The organism is Streptomyces sp. NPDC055632 (assembly GCF_053618675.1).
In genome coordinates, this window is record NZ_JBSHHY010000029.1 from 25649 (window position 1) to 41895 (window position 16247).

At 70.0% G+C, this 16247-nt stretch carries 17 protein-coding genes; all 17 read right to left on the bottom strand.

Annotated features, from left to right (window positions below):
- Nucleotides 1-105 precede the first annotated feature (105 nt).
- Entirely contained in the window at nt 106-480 is a 375-nt protein-coding gene (locus ACWGSR_RS28790) for a F0F1 ATP synthase subunit epsilon (RefSeq protein WP_030218854.1), read from the bottom strand.
- 113 nt (nt 481-593) lie between these two features.
- Nucleotides 594-2036 carry a F0F1 ATP synthase subunit beta gene (gene atpD / locus ACWGSR_RS28795; RefSeq protein WP_366371954.1) on the bottom strand — a complete coding sequence of 481 codons (1443 nt, stop codon included), beginning with the start codon at nt 2034-2036 and terminating at the stop codon, nt 594-596.
- Nucleotides 2036-2953, bottom strand: a complete 918-nt coding sequence (locus tag ACWGSR_RS28800; protein WP_376236916.1) for a F0F1 ATP synthase subunit gamma — start codon at nt 2951-2953, stop codon at nt 2036-2038. Before ACWGSR_RS28800 ends, atpD begins: the two co-directional genes overlap by 1 nt.
- 20 nt (nt 2954-2973) lie before the next feature.
- The gene (gene atpA, locus ACWGSR_RS28805) at nt 2974-4572 is read right to left on the bottom strand and encodes a F0F1 ATP synthase subunit alpha (RefSeq protein ID WP_125661757.1); all 1599 of its coding nucleotides are present in this window, start codon (nt 4570-4572) and stop codon (nt 2974-2976) included.
- A gap of 140 nt (nt 4573-4712) precedes the next feature.
- Nucleotides 4713-5528, bottom strand: coding sequence for a F0F1 ATP synthase subunit delta (locus tag ACWGSR_RS28810; RefSeq protein WP_366371950.1), 816 nt, complete (start codon nt 5526-5528; stop codon nt 4713-4715).
- The gene (locus tag ACWGSR_RS28815; protein ID WP_376236919.1) at nt 5525-6067 is read right to left on the bottom strand and encodes a F0F1 ATP synthase subunit B; all 543 of its coding nucleotides are present in this window, start codon (nt 6065-6067) and stop codon (nt 5525-5527) included. The genes ACWGSR_RS28810 and ACWGSR_RS28815 overlap by 4 nt, the downstream gene beginning before the upstream one ends.
- Nucleotides 6068-6109: 42 nt before the next feature.
- The gene (atpE, locus tag ACWGSR_RS28820) at nt 6110-6376 is read right to left on the bottom strand and encodes an ATP synthase F0 subunit C (protein WP_366371947.1); all 267 of its coding nucleotides are present in this window, start codon (nt 6374-6376) and stop codon (nt 6110-6112) included.
- A gap of 90 nt (nt 6377-6466) precedes the next feature.
- A complete protein-coding gene (gene atpB, locus ACWGSR_RS28825; RefSeq protein ID WP_432088671.1) occupies nt 6467-7276 on the bottom strand; it encodes a F0F1 ATP synthase subunit A in 810 nt (269 codons plus the stop codon).
- A gap of 222 nt (nt 7277-7498) precedes the next feature.
- Nucleotides 7499-7912: a hypothetical protein gene (locus ACWGSR_RS28830; protein ID WP_432088672.1), complete on the bottom strand. Its 414-nt coding sequence runs from the start codon at nt 7910-7912 to the stop codon at nt 7499-7501.
- Nucleotides 7913-8174: 262 nt separating this feature from the next.
- Nucleotides 8175-9500: an MraY family glycosyltransferase gene (locus tag ACWGSR_RS28835; protein ID WP_376236927.1), complete on the bottom strand. Its 1326-nt coding sequence runs from the start codon at nt 9498-9500 to the stop codon at nt 8175-8177.
- Between the two features lie 130 nt (nt 9501-9630).
- Nucleotides 9631-10878: a serine hydroxymethyltransferase gene (locus ACWGSR_RS28840; protein WP_453570378.1), complete on the bottom strand. Its 1248-nt coding sequence runs from the start codon at nt 10876-10878 to the stop codon at nt 9631-9633.
- A gap of 292 nt (nt 10879-11170) precedes the next feature.
- Complete coding sequence (locus tag ACWGSR_RS28845; RefSeq protein WP_053648608.1) at nt 11171-11818, bottom strand: arsenate reductase/protein-tyrosine-phosphatase family protein; 648 nt, start codon at nt 11816-11818, stop codon at nt 11171-11173.
- Nucleotides 11815-12462, bottom strand: coding sequence for an L-threonylcarbamoyladenylate synthase (locus ACWGSR_RS28850; RefSeq protein WP_053648610.1), 648 nt, complete (start codon nt 12460-12462; stop codon nt 11815-11817). Before ACWGSR_RS28850 ends, ACWGSR_RS28845 begins: the two co-directional genes overlap by 4 nt.
- A 49-nt stretch (nt 12463-12511) precedes the next feature.
- Nucleotides 12512-13393 carry a peptide chain release factor N(5)-glutamine methyltransferase gene (prmC, locus tag ACWGSR_RS28855; RefSeq protein WP_366371939.1) on the bottom strand — a complete coding sequence of 294 codons (882 nt, stop codon included), beginning with the start codon at nt 13391-13393 and terminating at the stop codon, nt 12512-12514.
- A gap of 73 nt (nt 13394-13466) precedes the next feature.
- Nucleotides 13467-14543, bottom strand: a complete 1077-nt coding sequence (gene prfA / locus ACWGSR_RS28860) for a peptide chain release factor 1 (RefSeq protein ID WP_376236937.1) — start codon at nt 14541-14543, stop codon at nt 13467-13469.
- Between the two features lie 96 nt (nt 14544-14639).
- Nucleotides 14640-14864: a 50S ribosomal protein L31 gene (gene rpmE / locus ACWGSR_RS28865; RefSeq protein WP_030218896.1), complete on the bottom strand. Its 225-nt coding sequence runs from the start codon at nt 14862-14864 to the stop codon at nt 14640-14642.
- Between the two features lie 135 nt (nt 14865-14999).
- Nucleotides 15000-16052, bottom strand: coding sequence for an LCP family protein (locus ACWGSR_RS28870; RefSeq protein ID WP_376236942.1), 1053 nt, complete (start codon nt 16050-16052; stop codon nt 15000-15002).
- Between the last annotated feature and the right edge of the window lie 195 nt (nt 16053-16247).

A 16247-nucleotide genomic window follows, 5' to 3' on the forward strand; every position in this document is an offset into this window, starting at 1 on the left:
AGCCGGCCGAACCGAATACAACCTGCACCTGCATCGCCTCAGCCGCGGCACGGTCTGGAAAATTCCAGCCGTGCCGCGGCTGAGGGCACTACTCTGCGCGGACCGTCAGCGGACCGCTACCGCGCGCAGCCGGACCTCGGCGCGCCGCTCGGCGGCGGCGTCGGAGTCCGTCTTGGCGCGCTCCAGCGCGCGTTCGGCGCGCTGGGCGTCGATCTCGTCCGCCAGCTCGCAGACCTCCGCGAGCAGCGACAGCTTGTCGTCCGCGAACGAGATGAATCCACCGTGGACGGCGGCGACGACGGTCGCGCCCTCGCTCGTACGGATGGTCACCGGGCCCGACTCCAGCACACCGAGCAGCGGCTGGTGGCCGGGCATGACGCCGATGTCGCCGGAGGTGGTACGCGCGATGACCAGGGTGGCCTCGCCGGACCAGACACTCCGGTCCGCGGCGACCAGCTCGACGTGCAGCTCAGCAGCCAAGGGTGGCTCCTCGGGTCACCACCCGGCGGTCGTGCCGGGTGTTGGGGTCAATTCTAGGGGGCGTGGAGAGGGGGGCGGGACGGATCCCGCCCCCCTCAAGGCGAGCACGGGGCTCAGGAGACGCCGAGCTCCTTGGCGTTCTTCTTGAGGTCCTCGAGACCACCACACATGAAGAAGGCCTGCTCCGGGAAGTGGTCGAACTCACCGTCGCAGATCGCGTTGAACGCGGCGATCGACTCGTCGAGCGGAACGTCCGAACCGTCCACACCGGTGAACTGCTTGGCGGCGTGGGTGTTCTGCGACAGGAAGCGCTCGACGCGGCGCGCGCGGTGGACGACGAGCTTGTCCTCCTCGCTGAGCTCGTCGATGCCGAGGATCGCGATGATGTCCTGGAGGTCCTTGTACTTCTGCAGGATCCCCTTGACGCGCGTGGCGGCGTCGTAGTGCTCCTGCGCGATGTAGCGCGGGTCCAGGATCCGGGACGTGGAGTCCAGCGGGTCCACGGCCGGGTAGATGCCCTTCTCGGAGATCGGACGGGAGAGAACCGTCGTCGCGTCGAGGTGGGCGAAGGTGGTCGCCGGCGCCGGGTCGGTGAGGTCGTCGGCGGGGACGTAGATCGCCTGCATCGAGGTGATCGAGTGACCACGGGTCGAGGTGATGCGCTCCTGGAGGAGACCCATCTCGTCGGCCAGGTTCGGCTGGTAGCCCACCGCGGAGGGCATGCGGCCGAGCAGGGTCGACACCTCGGAACCGGCCTGGGTGAAGCGGAAGATGTTGTCGATGAAGAACAGCACGTCCTGCTTCTGCACATCGCGGAAGTACTCCGCCATGGTCAGACCGGCGAGGGCGACGCGGAGACGGGTGCCCGGGGGCTCGTCCATCTGGCCGAAGACCAGGGCGGTCTTGTCCAGAACGCCGGACTCTTCCATTTCCGCGATGAGGTCGTTGCCCTCACGGGTGCGCTCGCCGACGCCGGCGAAGACGGAAACGCCCTCGTGCAGCTTGGCCACACGCATGATCATTTCCTGGATCAGAACGGTCTTGCCGACACCGGCGCCACCGAACAGACCGATCTTTCCACCCTTGACGTACGGGGTGAGGAGGTCGACGACCTTCAGGCCGGTCTCGAACATCTCGGTCTTCGACTCGAGGTCCGCGAACGCCGGGGCCTTGCGGTGGATGGACCAGCGCTCGCCGACCTCGGACTCGGCCTCGGGCTCGTTCAGGATCTGGCCCAGCGTGTTGAACACGCGGCCCTTGGTGACGTCGCCGACGGGCACCGTGATGCCGTCGCCGGTGTCGACCACGGGGGCCTGGCGGACCAGACCGTCGGTGGGCTGCATCGAGATGGTGCGGACGATGCCGTCACCGAGGTGCTGCGCGACCTCGAGGGTCAGCGTCTTGAGCTTGCCCTCCTCGGCCGGGTCGGCGACCTCGACGTGCAGGGCGTTGTAGATCTCCGGCATCGCGTCGACGGGGAACTCCACGTCGACGACCGGGCCGATGACCCGGGCGACGCGGCCCGTGGCGGCGGCCGTCTCAACAGTGGTCGTCATTACTTGTCACTCCCCGCGGTCGCGTCGGCCAGGGCTGCGGTGCCACCGACGATCTCGCTGATTTCCTGGGTGATTTCGGCCTGGCGGGCCGCGTTGGCAAGTCGGGAGAGGTTGTTGATCAAGTCTCCCGCGTTGTCGGTGGCCGACTTCATCGCGCGGCGCGTGGCGGCGTGCTTGGAGGCAGCCGACTGGAGCAGCGCGTTGTAGATCCGGCTCTCGACGTAGCGCGGCAGCAGGGCGTCGAGGACGTCCTCCGCCGACGGCTCGAAGTCGTACAGCGGACGGAGGGTGTCCGGCTCGCCGGCCTCCTTCGCCACCTCGTCGAGGCTGAGGGGCAGCAGCCGGGCCTCGATGGCCGTCTGGGTCATCATCGAGACGAACTCGGTGTAGATGATGTGGAGCTCGTCCACACCGCCCTCGGCCGTGTCCTTCTCGATCGCCTCGATCAGCGGTGCCGCGATCTTCTTGGCGTCCGCGTACGTGGGCTCGTCCGTGAAGCCGGTCCACGTGTCGCTCAGCTTCCGCTCACGGAAGTTGAAGTGCGCGACACCGCGGCGGCCGACGACGTAGACGTCGACCGTGCGGCCCTTGCCCTCCAGCTCCTTGATGAGCTTCTCCGCCGCCTTGATGGCGTTGGAGTTGAAGGCGCCGGCCAGACCGCGGTCGCTCGACAGGAGCAGGACCGCGGCACGGCTCGGGTTCTCCGCCTCGGTGGTCAGCGGGTGCTTGTCGTTCGCACCCGTGGCCACCGCCGTGACCGCGCGGGTGAGCTCGGTCGCGTACGGGGTCGACGCCTGCACCTTGCGCTGCGCCTTGACGACACGCGAGGCGGCGATCATCTCCATCGCCTTGGTGATCTTCTTCGTCGCGGTGACGGATTTGATGCGACGCTTGTAGACCCGGAGCTGCGCTCCCATGAGTCAGGTCCCTTCCGTCGTCACTTCGAGACGTTGACGGCGGCAGGGGCGTCCGCGCCGAGCAGCTTGCCGTCGGACGTCTCGAACTGCTGCTTGAACTCCGCGATGGCGTCGGCGACGGCCGTGAGGGTGTCGTCCGACATCTTCTTGCCCTCGCGGATGGAGGTCATGAGACCGGAGTGGTTCTGGCGCAGGTACGCCAGGAGCTCGGCCTCGAAGCGGCGGATGTCGGCGACCGGGACGTCGTCCATCTTGCCGGTGGTGCCGGCCCAGACCGAGACGACCTGGTTCTCCGTGGGCATCGGCTGGTACTGAGCCTGCTTGAGCAGCTCGACCATCCGCTGACCGCGCTCCAGCTGCGCCTTCGAGGCCGCGTCCAGGTCGGAACCGAAGGCCGCGAAGGCCTCCAGCTCACGGAACTGGGCGAGGTCCACGCGGAGGCGACCGGCGATCTGCTTCATGGCCGGGTGCTGGGCGGAGCCACCGACTCGGGAGACCGAGATGCCGACGTTCAGGGCCGGGCGCTGGCCGGCGTTGAACAGGTCGGACTCCAGGAAGCACTGGCCGTCGGTGATGGAGATGACGTTGGTCGGGATGAACGCCGAGACGTCGTTCGCCTTGGTCTCGACGATCGGCAGACCGGTCATCGAGCCGGCACCCAGCTCGTCCGAGAGCTTCGCGCAGCGCTCGAGGAGACGGGAGTGCAGGTAGAAGACGTCACCCGGGTAGGCCTCACGGCCCGGCGGGCGGCGCAGCAGCAGCGACACGGCGCGGTAGGCGTCGGCCTGCTTCGACAGGTCGTCGAAGACGATCAGGACGTGCTTGCCCTGGTACATCCAGTGCTGGCCGATGGCCGAGCCCGTGTACGGCGCCAGGTACTTGAAGCCGGCCGGGTCGGACGCCGGGGCGGCGACGATCGTCGTGTACTCGAGCGCACCGGCCTCTTCCAGCGCGCCGCGCACGGACGCGATGGTCGAGCCCTTCTGGCCGACGGCGACGTAGATGCAGCGGACCTGCTTGTTCACGTCGCCCGAGCGCCAGTTGTCGCGCTGGTTGATGATCGTGTCGACGCACAGCGCGGTCTTGCCGGTCTGACGGTCGCCGATGATCAGCTGGCGCTGACCGCGGCCGACCGGCGTCATGGCGTCGACGGCCTTGTAGCCGGTCTCCATCGGCTCGTGCACCGACTTACGGGCCATGACGCCCGGGGCCTGCAGCTCGAGGGCGCGGCGGCCCTCGGTCGCGATCTCGCCGAGACCGTCGATCGGGTTGCCGAGCGGGTCGACAACGCGGCCGAGGTATCCCTCGCCGACACCGACGGAGAGGACCTCGCCGGTGCGCTGCACCGACTGCCCCTCCTCGATGCCGCTGAACTCGCCGAGGACGATCGCACCGATCTCGCGCTCTTCGAGGTTCAGCGCAAGACCGAGGGTGCCGTCCTCGAACTTCAGCAGCTCGTTCGCCATGGCCGAGGGAAGACCCTCGACCTTCGCGATGCCGTCGCCGGCCAGGCTGACCGTGCCGACCTCCTCGCGCGAGGCCGCGTCCGGCTGGTACGACTGGACAAAGGTCTCCAGTGCGTCCCGGATCTCCTCCGGCCGGATCGTGAGCTCCGCCATCTGGGTTCCCTGCTCTCCTTGTTGGGCCCGAAGTTTCTTAAGGGGTCTGGGGGCCGACCCCCAGGAATCTTCTGCAATCTCTGCACGGCCCAACCGGGCCGCTGGTGATGCTGTGATGCTTTTCTGCTGTGGTGACCGCGTCAGCCGGCCAGTCGACGGGTCGCCTCGCCGAGGCGCTCCGCGATGGAGCCGTCGATGACCTCGTCACCGATCCGCACGGTGATCCCGCCGAGGACCGCGGGGTCCACGTCCAGGTTCAGGTGCATCTCCCGGCCGTACAGCTTGGCGAGGACGCCTCCGAGGCGCTGCTTCTGCCGGTCCGACAGCGGCACCGCCGAGGTGACGACGGCGACCATCCGGTCCCGGCGCGCCGCGGCGAGCTTGGACAGGGACTCGAGTCCCGCTTCCAGGCTACGTCCCCGGGGCTGGGTCACCAGACGGACGACCAGGCGCTCGGTGGTCGCGTGGGCCTTGCCGCCCAGCAGGCTGCGGAGCAGCGTGCCCTTGGCGGTGGCCGTGGCGGCCTTGTCCGTCAGCGCCGAGCGGAGCTCGGTGCTGGAGGACACGATCCGGCCGAAGCGGAACAGCTCGTCCTCGACGCCGTCCAGCGCGCCCGCCTTCTGCGCCGCGGTGAGGTCCGCGGTGTTCGCCAGCTCCTCGGTCGCGTCGACCAGGTCGCGCGAGCGCGACCAGCGGGAGCGGACCATGCCCGAGACCAGGTCGGCGGTCTCGCCGCCCACCTGACCGGTCAGGAGTCGCTGCGCGAGTGCGGCCTTGGCCTCACCCGACTGGGCGGGGTCGGTCAGGACCCGGCGCAGCGACACCTCGCGGTCGAGCAGCACGGTGACGGCGGCGAGCTCGTCCGCGAGCTTCGTCGCGTCGACCGGGGTGTTGTCGGTCAGCGCGTCGAGGGACTCGCGGGCGGCTGCCAGTGCTTCACGGCTCGCTCCGTTCATCGGACGGCCTCGGCCTTCTCCTCGAGCTCGTCGAGGAAGCGGTCGATCGTGCGGCTCTGGCGGGCGGTGTCCTCGAGGGACTCGCCGACCAGCTTGCCGGCCAGGTCCGTGGCGAGCTTGCCCACGTCCTGACGCAGCGAGGCGGACGCGGCCTTGCGGTCGGCCTCGATCTGCGCGTGGCCGGCCGCGATGATCTCCTCGCGCTGGCGCTGGCCTTCCGCCTTCATCTCCTGGATGATCGCGGTGCCCTGCTCCGTCGCCTCCTGGCGAAGACGCGCGGCCTCGTGGCGGGCCTCGGCGAGCTGGGCCTTGTACTGCTCCAGCACACTCTGAGCCTCGATCTGGGCCGACTCGGCCTTCTCGATGCCACCCTCGATGGCCTCGCGGCGCTCGTCCAGAACCTTGTTGATGTTCGGGAGGAGCTTCTTGGCGAGGAAGCCGAAGACGATGACGAAGGCGATCAGGCCGATGACGAGCTCGTCAAGATGCGGGATCAGAGGAGGCTGGGGCTCCTCCGCCGCAAGAAGCAGAGCGTTCACATCAGTGCCTTCCGTAAAAAGAATCGGGCTGTCGATCCGGGCTTACTGGTAGACGAAGCCCATGACGATGCCGATGAGGGCGAGCGCCTCACAGAAGGCGAAGCCCATGATCTGGTTGGTACGGATCAGACCGGCGGCCTCGGGCTGGCGGGCGAGGGCCTGGGTGCCGTTACCGAAGATGATGCCGACGCCGACGCCGGGGCCGATGGCCGCGAGGCCGTAGCCGATGGAGGCGACGTTGCCGACCAGGGTCGTCTTGGCGGAGTCACCGGGGGCGGCGAGGTTGATCAGTTCGAGAGCAGCGGACATGCCGTTACTTCCTTCTCTTTCAATGACCCGGTGGGGGTTGGCCACCGGACGTCTGCTGGTTTCGGGGGGAACTGCGTCCGAGGGTCGGGCTCAGTGGTGCTCGGAGAGCGCGCCCTGGACGTAGCTGCAGGCCAGGAGGACGAAGACGTACGCCTGGACGGCCTGGATGAAGAGCTCGAATGCGGTCATCACGATGACCATCACGAACGAGGCGCCGGCGTAGACGAAGCCCAGGCCGTTCATGAGGTACCAGGTGGCCAGCGAGAACATCACGATGAGCAGGTGACCGGCGAACATGTTCGCGAACAGTCGGACCGCGTGCGTGAAGGGCCGGATGAGGAGGTTCGAGAAGAACTCGAGGACGACGACCATCGGGAGGATCGCGCCGAGGGACTTGTCGTAGCCGACGATGTTCTTCCAGCCGCCCACGAAGCCGTGCTTCTTGAAGGTGAGCGAGATCCACATGACGTACACGATCAGCGCGAGACCGGCCGGGAAGGCGATCAGCGAGGTGACCGGGAACTGGGCGAGCGGAACGATCGACCAGAGGTTCATGATCCAGACGAAGAAGAACAGCGACACCATGAAGGGGACGTACTTCTCGCCGTCCTTCTTGCCGATGATCTCGTAGACGATGCCGCGGCGCACGAAGTCGTAACCGGCCTCGCCGACCATCTGGAGCTTGCCGGGGATCAGCTTGGGCTTGTTGAAGGCGGCCCAGAAGAAACCGACGACCACGATGGAGCCGAGGATGGCGAGCAGCATCGGCTTGGTGAACTCGATGCCGCCCACCGTCGCGATGGGCTCGTACATGAACGTGTGCAGGCCCGGCGCCGGGAAGCCACATCCACTGAAGATGTGGCAATCCGGGTCGAAGGCAAGCGTCTGGTCAGCACTCACCGCGGGCTCCTTCAGCGTGGCGCATAGGTACGGCAACCTCGTTGTGTCGGCGCGGCACGCAGCCGCGGGTCGGCACTGGACTGGTCTTACGGATAAGGGGGCGGCGGTTCGGCTTCGAGCCTCGCGCTGGGACAGGCGTCTCGGATGCCCGCGCCCGCAGTGCCGCAGTTGGCACCGGACGATAGCAGGAAGCCGAACGCGGCTTTATCCCGGCCCTACCCTTCACGACTTCGGCCCCGAGTTTCCGGGGTCGATGTAGGCGATCTTGGCCTTCATGTAGGCCCGGGCCTGCGCGGCGACCCACACGATGGTGGCGGCGAGCAGCGTGAAGGCGAAGGCCTTGAAGTCGAACAGCGTGGTGTTCTTGAGCAACGCCAGGAAGATGAAGAGCACCAGGAGCTGGGCCGTGTAGAGCATCAGCCCCATCGCCTGGAACAGGTGCGGGAACGACTTCGCCGTCCGCTGGAGAACCAGCTGTCCGATTCCCATGAAGAGGAGGACCACCACCGTGCCGACGACCGCGCCGAGCGCGCCCTTGCCACCGGCGACCACCCCGCTGACGACCGTGGCGACGACGCCGACGGCTGCGGTGGGTACAACGGTGTGCAGAAGGATGCGTGCGTCGTTGGACGGCATGGCGGTGTCTCCGCTTGATGGAGGGGGCGATGGTGTCGTCATGGACGAGCGTAAGCCCGGTCCGAGGTGGGTCTCGGGGCCAACGGACCGTCGCACTACGGTCTTTCGGCACTGTCGCCGGGTCTCGTGAACGGTATCACAAACTATTTGAATAGGTCTTTACCCATAAGGTGTGCCAGTTGTCACACATGAGGGTTACACCGCGCGTGTGTGCACGACAGCGGGGCGCCTTGTCTGGTAATGCCCGCCGTCGCGGCTTTCGTCAACCTGGCGTTCCGGCCTTCCGCCGGTCGGTGAAGCGCGCGCGGTTGCCGATGGCGGTGGCGCCGTTGATGCCGGCGGGCACCGGGACGCGCTCGTCCTCGTCCGTGACGGGCTCCGGGGACGGCTCCGCGTCCGCCTCCCCGGCGGGGACCGGCCCACGGCGCCGGTAGCGGGGCGGCACGACGGACTCGGCCCAGCGGGGCGCGCGCGGCGTGAAGCGCGGCATCAGGAGCAGCACCAGGCCGATCGCGCTGAGCGCGACGACCCCGAGGACGATCCACATCGAGGTCGAGTGGACCGAGTACGCCAGCGTCCCGAAGGCGATCAGGGCCGACCAGAAGTACATGATCAGCACCGCGCGGCTGTGCGAGTGGCCGATCTCCAGGAGCCGGTGGTGCAGGTGGCCGCGGTCGGCCGCGAACGGCGACTGGCCCTTCCAGGTGCGGCGCACGATCGCCAGGACCAGGTCCGCCATCGGGATCGCGATGATCGTCAGCGGCAGCACGAGCGGGATGAAGACCGGCAGGGCGGCGTGGGTGGCCTCACGGGTCGAGCCCTCGAAGAGCTTCAGCACGTCGGGGTCGACCTGACCGGTGATCGAGATGGCGGAGGCGGCCAGGATCAGGCCGATCAGCATCGAGCCGGAGTCGCCCATGAAGATCCGCGCCGGGTGCATGTTGTGCGGCAGGAAGCCCAGGCACATGCCCATGAGGATGGCGGTGAAGAGGGTCGCGGGGGCGGCGGCCTCGATCGTGTAGCCGTACCAGAGGCGGTAGGCGTACAGGAAGAAGGCGGTGGCGGCGATGCAGACCATGCCGGCGGCGAGGCCGTCGAGGCCGTCGACGAAGTTCACCGCGTTGATGGTGAGGACCACCAGGGCGACCGTGAGGAGCGTGCCCTGCCCGGGGGTCAGGGAGACGACGCCGACGCCGGGGATCGGCAGCCACAGGATCGTCAGGCCCTGCGCGACCATGACGCCCGCCGAGATCATCTGCGCGCCCAGCTTGATCAGCGCGTCCAGCTCGAACTTGTCGTCCAGGACGCCGATCAGCCAGATCAGCGCGGCGCCGGAGAGCAGCGCGCGGGGCTCGTTGGACAGCTCGAAGACGCTGCCGAGGTTCTGCAGGTGGGCGGCGACGAGCAGACCCGCGCACAGGCCGAAGAACATGGCGATGCCACCGAGCCGCGGAGTCGGTTCTCGGTGTACGTCGCGGGCGCGGATCTCCGGCATCGCCCCGGTCGCGATGGCGAACTTGCGCACCGGACCGGTGAGCAGGTAGGTCACCGCGGCCGTGACACAGAGCGTCAGCAGATAATCACGCACGGGCTGCCCCACAGGAATCGCTGGCCATCTCAGCCCCACACCCTAGCCGTGCCGTCCATGTGCTGGGAGACACGCGGGGCCTCCCGGACGGTTGCACCGGGGCGCGCCCGGTGTCCGCGCGGCGGAGAACTCAGTGTCCGTACGGCGGAAACCGGCCGGTCAGCGCGCGCACTTCGGCCCGTACCCGGGCCGTCTCCCCGGGGTCGTCGCGGAGCGCGGCGGTGAACAGCCCGGCGATCCTGGCCATTTCGGGGGTGCCCATGCCCTGGGTGGTGACGGCGGCCGTGCCGAGCCGGATCCCGCGCCCCTCCCCGTGCGGGAGCGCGCAGGTGTCGAGCACGATGCCGGCGGCGGCGAGCCGGGCGCGGGTGGTGCGCCCGTCGATGCCGAGGGGGGCCGGGTCGGCGGTGACGAGGTGGGTGTCGGTGCCGCCGGTGGTCAGGGCGAAGCCCTCGGCGGCGAGGGCGGCGGCGAGGACCCGGGCGTGCTCGACCACCCGGTGGGCGTACGCGGTGAACGCGGGCGCCCCGGCCTCGCCGAAGGCCACCGCCTTGGCCGCGATCGTGTGCATCTGGGCGCCGCCCTGGCTGAACGGGAACACCGCCCGGTCGATCCGTCCCGCGAGCTCCTCCCCGCACAGGACCATTCCGCCGCGCGGGCCGCGCAGCACCTTGTGGGTGGTGGCGCAGACGACGTCGGCGTACGGGACGGGGCTGGGGGCCGCTCCCCCGGCGACCAGGCCGATGGTGTGTGCCGCGTCGGCGATGAGGTAGGCGCCGGTCTCGTCGGCGATCTCGCGGAAGACCTCGTAGTCGAGGTGGCGGGGGTAGGAGATGGAGCCGCAGACGATCGCCTTGGGGCGGTGGTGGCGGGCGAGGGCGGCGACCTGCTCGTAGTCGACGAGCCCGGTCTCGGCGTCGACGCCGTACGGGACGAAGTCGAACCAGCGGCCGGAGAAGTTGGCGGGCGAACCGTGGGTGAGGTGCCCGCCGTGCTCCAGGCCCATGGCGAGGACCGTGTCACCGGGCCTGAGAAGGGCCGCGTACGCCGCCAGGACGGCCGAGGAGCCGGAGTGGGCCTGGACGTTCGCGTGGTCGGCTCCGAAGAGCGCGGTGGCCCGTTGCACGGCGATCCGCTCGACGGCGTCGGCGTACTCGCAGCCGCCGTGGTGCCGGGCGCCGGGGTAGCCCTCGGCGTACTTGTTGGCGAGCGGGGAGCCGAGGGCGGCGAGGACGGCGGGCGAGGTGAAGTTCTCCGCCGCGATCAGCTGCAGGCTGTCGGCCTGCCGCCGCTCCTCGCCGAGCAGCACGTCGGCGACCTCCGGGTCCTGCCGGCGCAGGACGTCGAGTGCGTCTTCGGGGGGCGCGGTGACCGGCATGGCTGACTCCGGGCGTGGAGGGATGTCAGCACCAATGTAGGTACGGGCCGCCGGACCCGCGCGCCGAGAACCGGCACGGGCCCCGCCCCCTCCCCGACGCGGCCGCGCCCGACCGGCTCAGCGCCGCGCCGTCACCCCGGTCAGGGCCGTCACCACCGGGTCCAGCGCCTGGTCGAGCACCTTCCCCGACGCGCCCCTCGCGCCGCTCGGCCCCGGGGGGCCTCCCGGGCTTCGGGCCGCCGCGCCGGACTCCGTCCGCCGGACGTGGTGGCCGTGGTCGCGCCCGACCGGCTCAGCGCCGCGCCGTCACCCCGGTCAGGGCCGTCACCACGGGATCCAGCGCCTGGTTGATCTCGTCGCCGATCGAGCGGAAGAACGTGATGGGGGCTCCGTACGGGTCGTTGACCTCGTCCGCGTCCGGGGACGGGGCCAGGAGCCACCCGCGTAGAGCCGCGGCCGCGCGGACCAGGGCGCGGGCGCGTTCGACCATGCCCTCGTCGCGCGGGTCCGGGAGCGTGGCCGGGTCGATGGCGCGGACCAGGCGGGTGAACTCCTTCAGGGTGAAGGTGCGCAGCCCCGCCGAGTGGCCCATCGAGATGACCTGCGCCCGGTGGTCGCGGGTCGCCGTCAGGACGAGGTCCGCGCGGATGACGTGCTCGTCGAGGAGCTCGCGGCCCACGAAGCCGGTGTGGTCCGCGCCGAAGTCGGCGAGGACCAGCTCCGCGTTGGCCTCCATCGGGGCGCCCTCGTGGCCCCAGGTGCCCGCGCTCTCCACGATCAGGCCGCCGCCGAGGGGGTCCCCGAGCCGGTCGCACAGGGCGTGGCGGGTCAGCCGCTCGGTGATCGGCGAGCGGCAGACGTTGCCGGTGCTGACGTGGAGGATGCGGAAGGTGTCGCTGTCGTCGTGCCCCGCTATGCCACGCCCCTCAGGGGCGGTCAACTGGCCACCTCGAGGTCGGGTACGACCTTCCGGAGCTCCTCCGCGGAGAGTGCTCCCTGCCGCAGCAGCACCGGCACCGGGCCGGTCACGTCGACGATGGACGAGGGGACGTTGCCGGGCGTCGGGCCGCCGTCGAGGTAGACGGAGACGGAGTCGCCGAGCATGTTCTGCGCGGCGTCGCAGTCCTCCGGCGACGGGTGGCCGGTGAGGTTCGCCGAGGAGACGGCCATCGGGCCGACCTCGGTGAGCAGCTCGATCGCGACGGGGTGCAGCGGCATCCGGACGGCGACGGTGCCCCGGGTGTCGCCGAGGTCCCACTGGAGGGACGGCTGGTGCCGGGCGACCAGGGTGAGCGCGCCGGGCCAGAAGGCGTCGACGAGCTCCCAGGCCTGCTCGGAGAAGTCGGTGACCAGGCCGTGGAGGGTGTTCGGGGAGCCGATGAGCACGGGCGTGGGCATGTTGCGGCCGCGCCCCTTGGCGGCCAGCAGGTCAGCCACGGCCTCGCTGCTGAAGGCGTCCGCCCCGATCCCGTACACGGTGTCGGTGGGCAGCACGACCAGTTCGCCCCGGCGGACGGCGGACGCGGCCTCGCGCAGGCCCGTCAGTCGGTCGGTCGCCTCGTTGCAGTCGTATCGCCGTGCCATCAGTTCCCGGCCTCCTCGTACGCGTGGTTCGTCATGGCGGTCGCGCCGGTCACGGCGTCGCCTTGCGGGCGGTCGCGAAGCGCGGCCGGTTGTTCAGGTCGGGGTGGTCGGCGGCATCCGCCCAGCCGGCCTCCTCGTTGAAGATCCACGGCACCTGGCCGCCCTGGGTGTCCGCGTGCTCGATGACGACGAGGCCGCCGGGACGGAGCAGGCGGTGGGCGGTGCGCTCGATGCCGCGGATGGTGTCGAGGCCGTCCTCGCCGGAGAAGAGGGCCATCTCCGGGTCGTGGTCGCGGGCCTCGGGCGCCACGTACTCCCACTCGGTGAGCGGGATGTACGGCGGGTTGGAGATGACCAGGTCGACCTGGCCGTCGAGGTCGGGCAGGGCGGTCAGCGCGTCGCCCTGGTGGACGGTGACGCGGGAGCCCTCGGCGTTCTTCCGGGTCCAGACGAGGGCGTCGTCGGAGAGCTCGACGGCGTGCACGCGGGAGCGCGGCACCTCCTGGGCCATGGCGAGGGCGATGGCCCCGGAGCCGGTGCACAGGTCGACGATGAGCGGCTCGACGACGTCCATGGCGCGCACGGCGTCTATGGCCCAGCCGACGACCGACTCGGTCTCCGGGCGGGGCACGAAGACGCCGGGCCCCACCTGGAGCTCCAGGTAGCGGAAGAACGCCCGTCCGGTGATGTGCTGGAGGGGTTCGCGGGCCTCGCGGCGGGCGACCGTCTCCCAGTAGCGGGCGTCGAAGTCCGCGTCCTTGACGTTGTGCAGCTCCCCCCGCTTGACGCCGTGCACGAACGCGGCGAGCTCCTCGGCGTCGAAGCGCGGGGAGGGGACGCCGGCGTCGGCCAGCCGCCGGGTGGCCTGGGCCACCTCGGCGAGCAGCAGACTGCGGGGGCCTGGGGGTCGCCCCCCAGAAAGTGACTGCACGCTGGTCCTCCGTGGTGCGGGGTGGGGCTTGAGGGGTGGCCGTACGGTCCTGCGGGCCGTACGGCCTCGGCGGCTACGCCGCGGCGAGCTTCGCCGCCGAGTCGGCGTCGACGCACGCCTGGATCATCGTGTCGAGGTCGCCGTCGAGCACCTGGTCCAGGTTGTACGCCTTGAAGCCGACGCGGTGGTCCGAGATGCGGTTCTCCGGGAAGTTGTACGTCCGGATCTTCTCGGAGCGGTCGACGGTGCGGACCTGGCTGCGGCGGGCGTCGGCGGCCTTCGACTCGGCCTCCTCCTGCGCGGCGGCGAGGAGCCGGGAGCGCAGGATGCGCATGGCCTGCTCCTTGTTCTGGAGCTGGCTCTTCTCGTTCTGGCAGGAGGCGACGATGCCGGTCGGCAGGTGGGTGATGCGGACGGCGGAGTCGGTGGTGTTGACCGACTGGCCGCCGGGGCCGGACGAGCGGTAGACGTCGATGCGCAGGTCGTTGGCGTGGACCTCGACCTCGACCTCCTCGGCCTCGGGCGTGACGAGCACGCCGGCGGCGGAGGTGTGGATGCGGCCGGCGGACTCGGTGGCGGGCACGCGCTGGACGCGGTGCACCCCGCCCTCGTACTTGAGCCGGGCCCAGACGCCCTGGCCGGGCTCGGTGGCGCCGTTGCCGCCCTTGGTCTTCACGGCGACCTGGACGTCCTTGTAGCCGCCGAGCTCGGACTCGGTGGCGTCGATGATCTCGGTCTTCCAGCCGACGCGCTCGGCGTACCGGAGGTACATGCGGAGCAGGTCGCCGGCGAAGAGCGCGGACTCGTCGCCGCCGGCGCCGGCCTTGATCTCCAGGATGACGTCCTTGTCGTCGCTGGGGTCGCGCGGGACGAGGAGCAGGCGGAGCCGTTCGGTCAGCTCCTCCCGGTCCTTCTCCAGCTGCTTGACCTCGGCGGCGAAGTCGGGGTCGTCGTGCGCCAGCTCGCGGGCGGTCTCGATGTCGTCACCGGTCTGCTTCCAGGAGCGGTAGGTGGCGACGATCGGGGTCAGCTCGGCGTAGCGCTTGTTGAGCTTGCGCGCGTTCGCCTGGTCGGCGTGGACCGAGGGGTCCGCCAGCTTCTTCTCGAGGTCGGCGTGCTCGCCGACCAGTTCCTCGACCGCCTCGAACATGCGGGGGCTCCTGGTCTTCGTCAGTTGCTACGGGGACGCCAAAGCGCCGGTCCCGGCCACCCGCGCGGGGCGACCGTGGACCGGCGCAGGGGCTCGCTACTTGTTGGCGGAGCCGGCGGCCTTGCCGAAGCGGGCCTCGAAGCGGGCGACGCGGCCGCCGGTGTCGAGGATCTTCTGCTTGCCCGTGTAGAACGGGTGGCACTCGGAGCAGACCTCGGCACGGATGGTGCCGTCGGTGAGGGTGCTACGGGTGGTGAACGACGCGCCACAGGTGCAGCTGACCTGGGTCTCGACGTACTCGGGGTGGATCTCGCGCTTCAAGGTGTCTCCTATGTTCCGGGAGGGCACCGGGTCGCTGCTGCGGGTTGCGGCATGCGTGAACCGGGGCCGACGTACCAGTCTGCCAGGACCGGCCGCATCTCCCCAAACCGGGGTCGGGCCGGAGGTATTCCCGGCCTACCTCACGACGCCCCCGGCCGCCCCGGCGGCGGTGTCCTTCGTGACGGAGGCGGGGATGGGCAGGTCGTCCTTGAGCGCCTTCCAGACCTGCGCGGACTGCTGCTCCAGGGGCACGACCCGGTTGGGGTCGATCCGGTCGTACACGACGGGCAGGGTGACCATCTGGACGTTCTGGGCGTCGATGCCGGAGAGGCCCCGGGCGAAGCCGGTCAGCTCCTGGACGGAGTCGAGTTCGGAGTCGGGGGTGATGGCCCTGGTGGCGGCGTCGGCGAGGCCGAGGAGCTTCGTCGGGTCGGTGAGGACGCCGAGGTCCTCGACCTGCGTGACGAGGGCCTTGATGAAGGCCTGCTGGAGCTGGATGCGGCCGAGGTCGCTGCCGTCGCCGACGCCCTTGCGGGTGCGGACGAGGCCGAGGGACTGCTCGCCGTCGAGGGTGTGGGGGCCCGGGGCGAGGTCGAGGTGGCTGTCGTCGTCCTTGATGGGCTCGGTGGTGGTGATCTCGACGCCGCCGAGTTCGTCGATGATCTCCTTGAAGCCGGTGAAGTCGACCTCGACGTAGTGGTCCATGCGGATGCCGGACATCGACTCGACGGTCTTCACGGCGCAGGCCGGGCCGCCGACCTCGTACGCCGTGTTGAACATGGCGCGGCGCCGGCCGGGGACGCCGGCGCCCCGGGCGTCGGTGCAGTCCGGCCTCGTTATCAGGGTGTCGCGGGGTATGGAGACGACGCTCGCCCTCTTGTGGCCCTCGTGGACGTGGACGACCATCGCGGTGTCGGAGCGGGCGCCGCCCTCGTCCCTGCCGTAGGCGTCGTTGTCGCCGGAGCGCGAGTCGGAGCCGAGGACGAGGATGTCCATGGAGCCGTCGTCGACGTCGACGGGGCGCTGGGGGCCGAGCTGGGCGTTGATGTCGACGCCCTGGATGTTGTGGTCGAGCTTCTTGTAGTAGGCGTAGCCGAGGCCGGCGCCGCCGAGGACGAGGACCACGAGGGCCCCCGTGATGAGGATCGGCACCTTGCGGCGTCGGCCGCTGTTCGTCTGCTCGGTCATCGCCCGTCCTTCGGCCCTGGATTCACCTTCTGTGACGGGGAGACACCCCAAAGGGTTGCACGCGGATCAGCGGCGTTTCGGACGGGAAAACACCGCGCCCACCGTGCGGACACGGTGGGCGCGGTGTTCGGCGCAGTTCACGACGGGGGCGCGGGCCGGGCCCGGCCCCGTCGTGTGACGTGGATCTCGTGGACC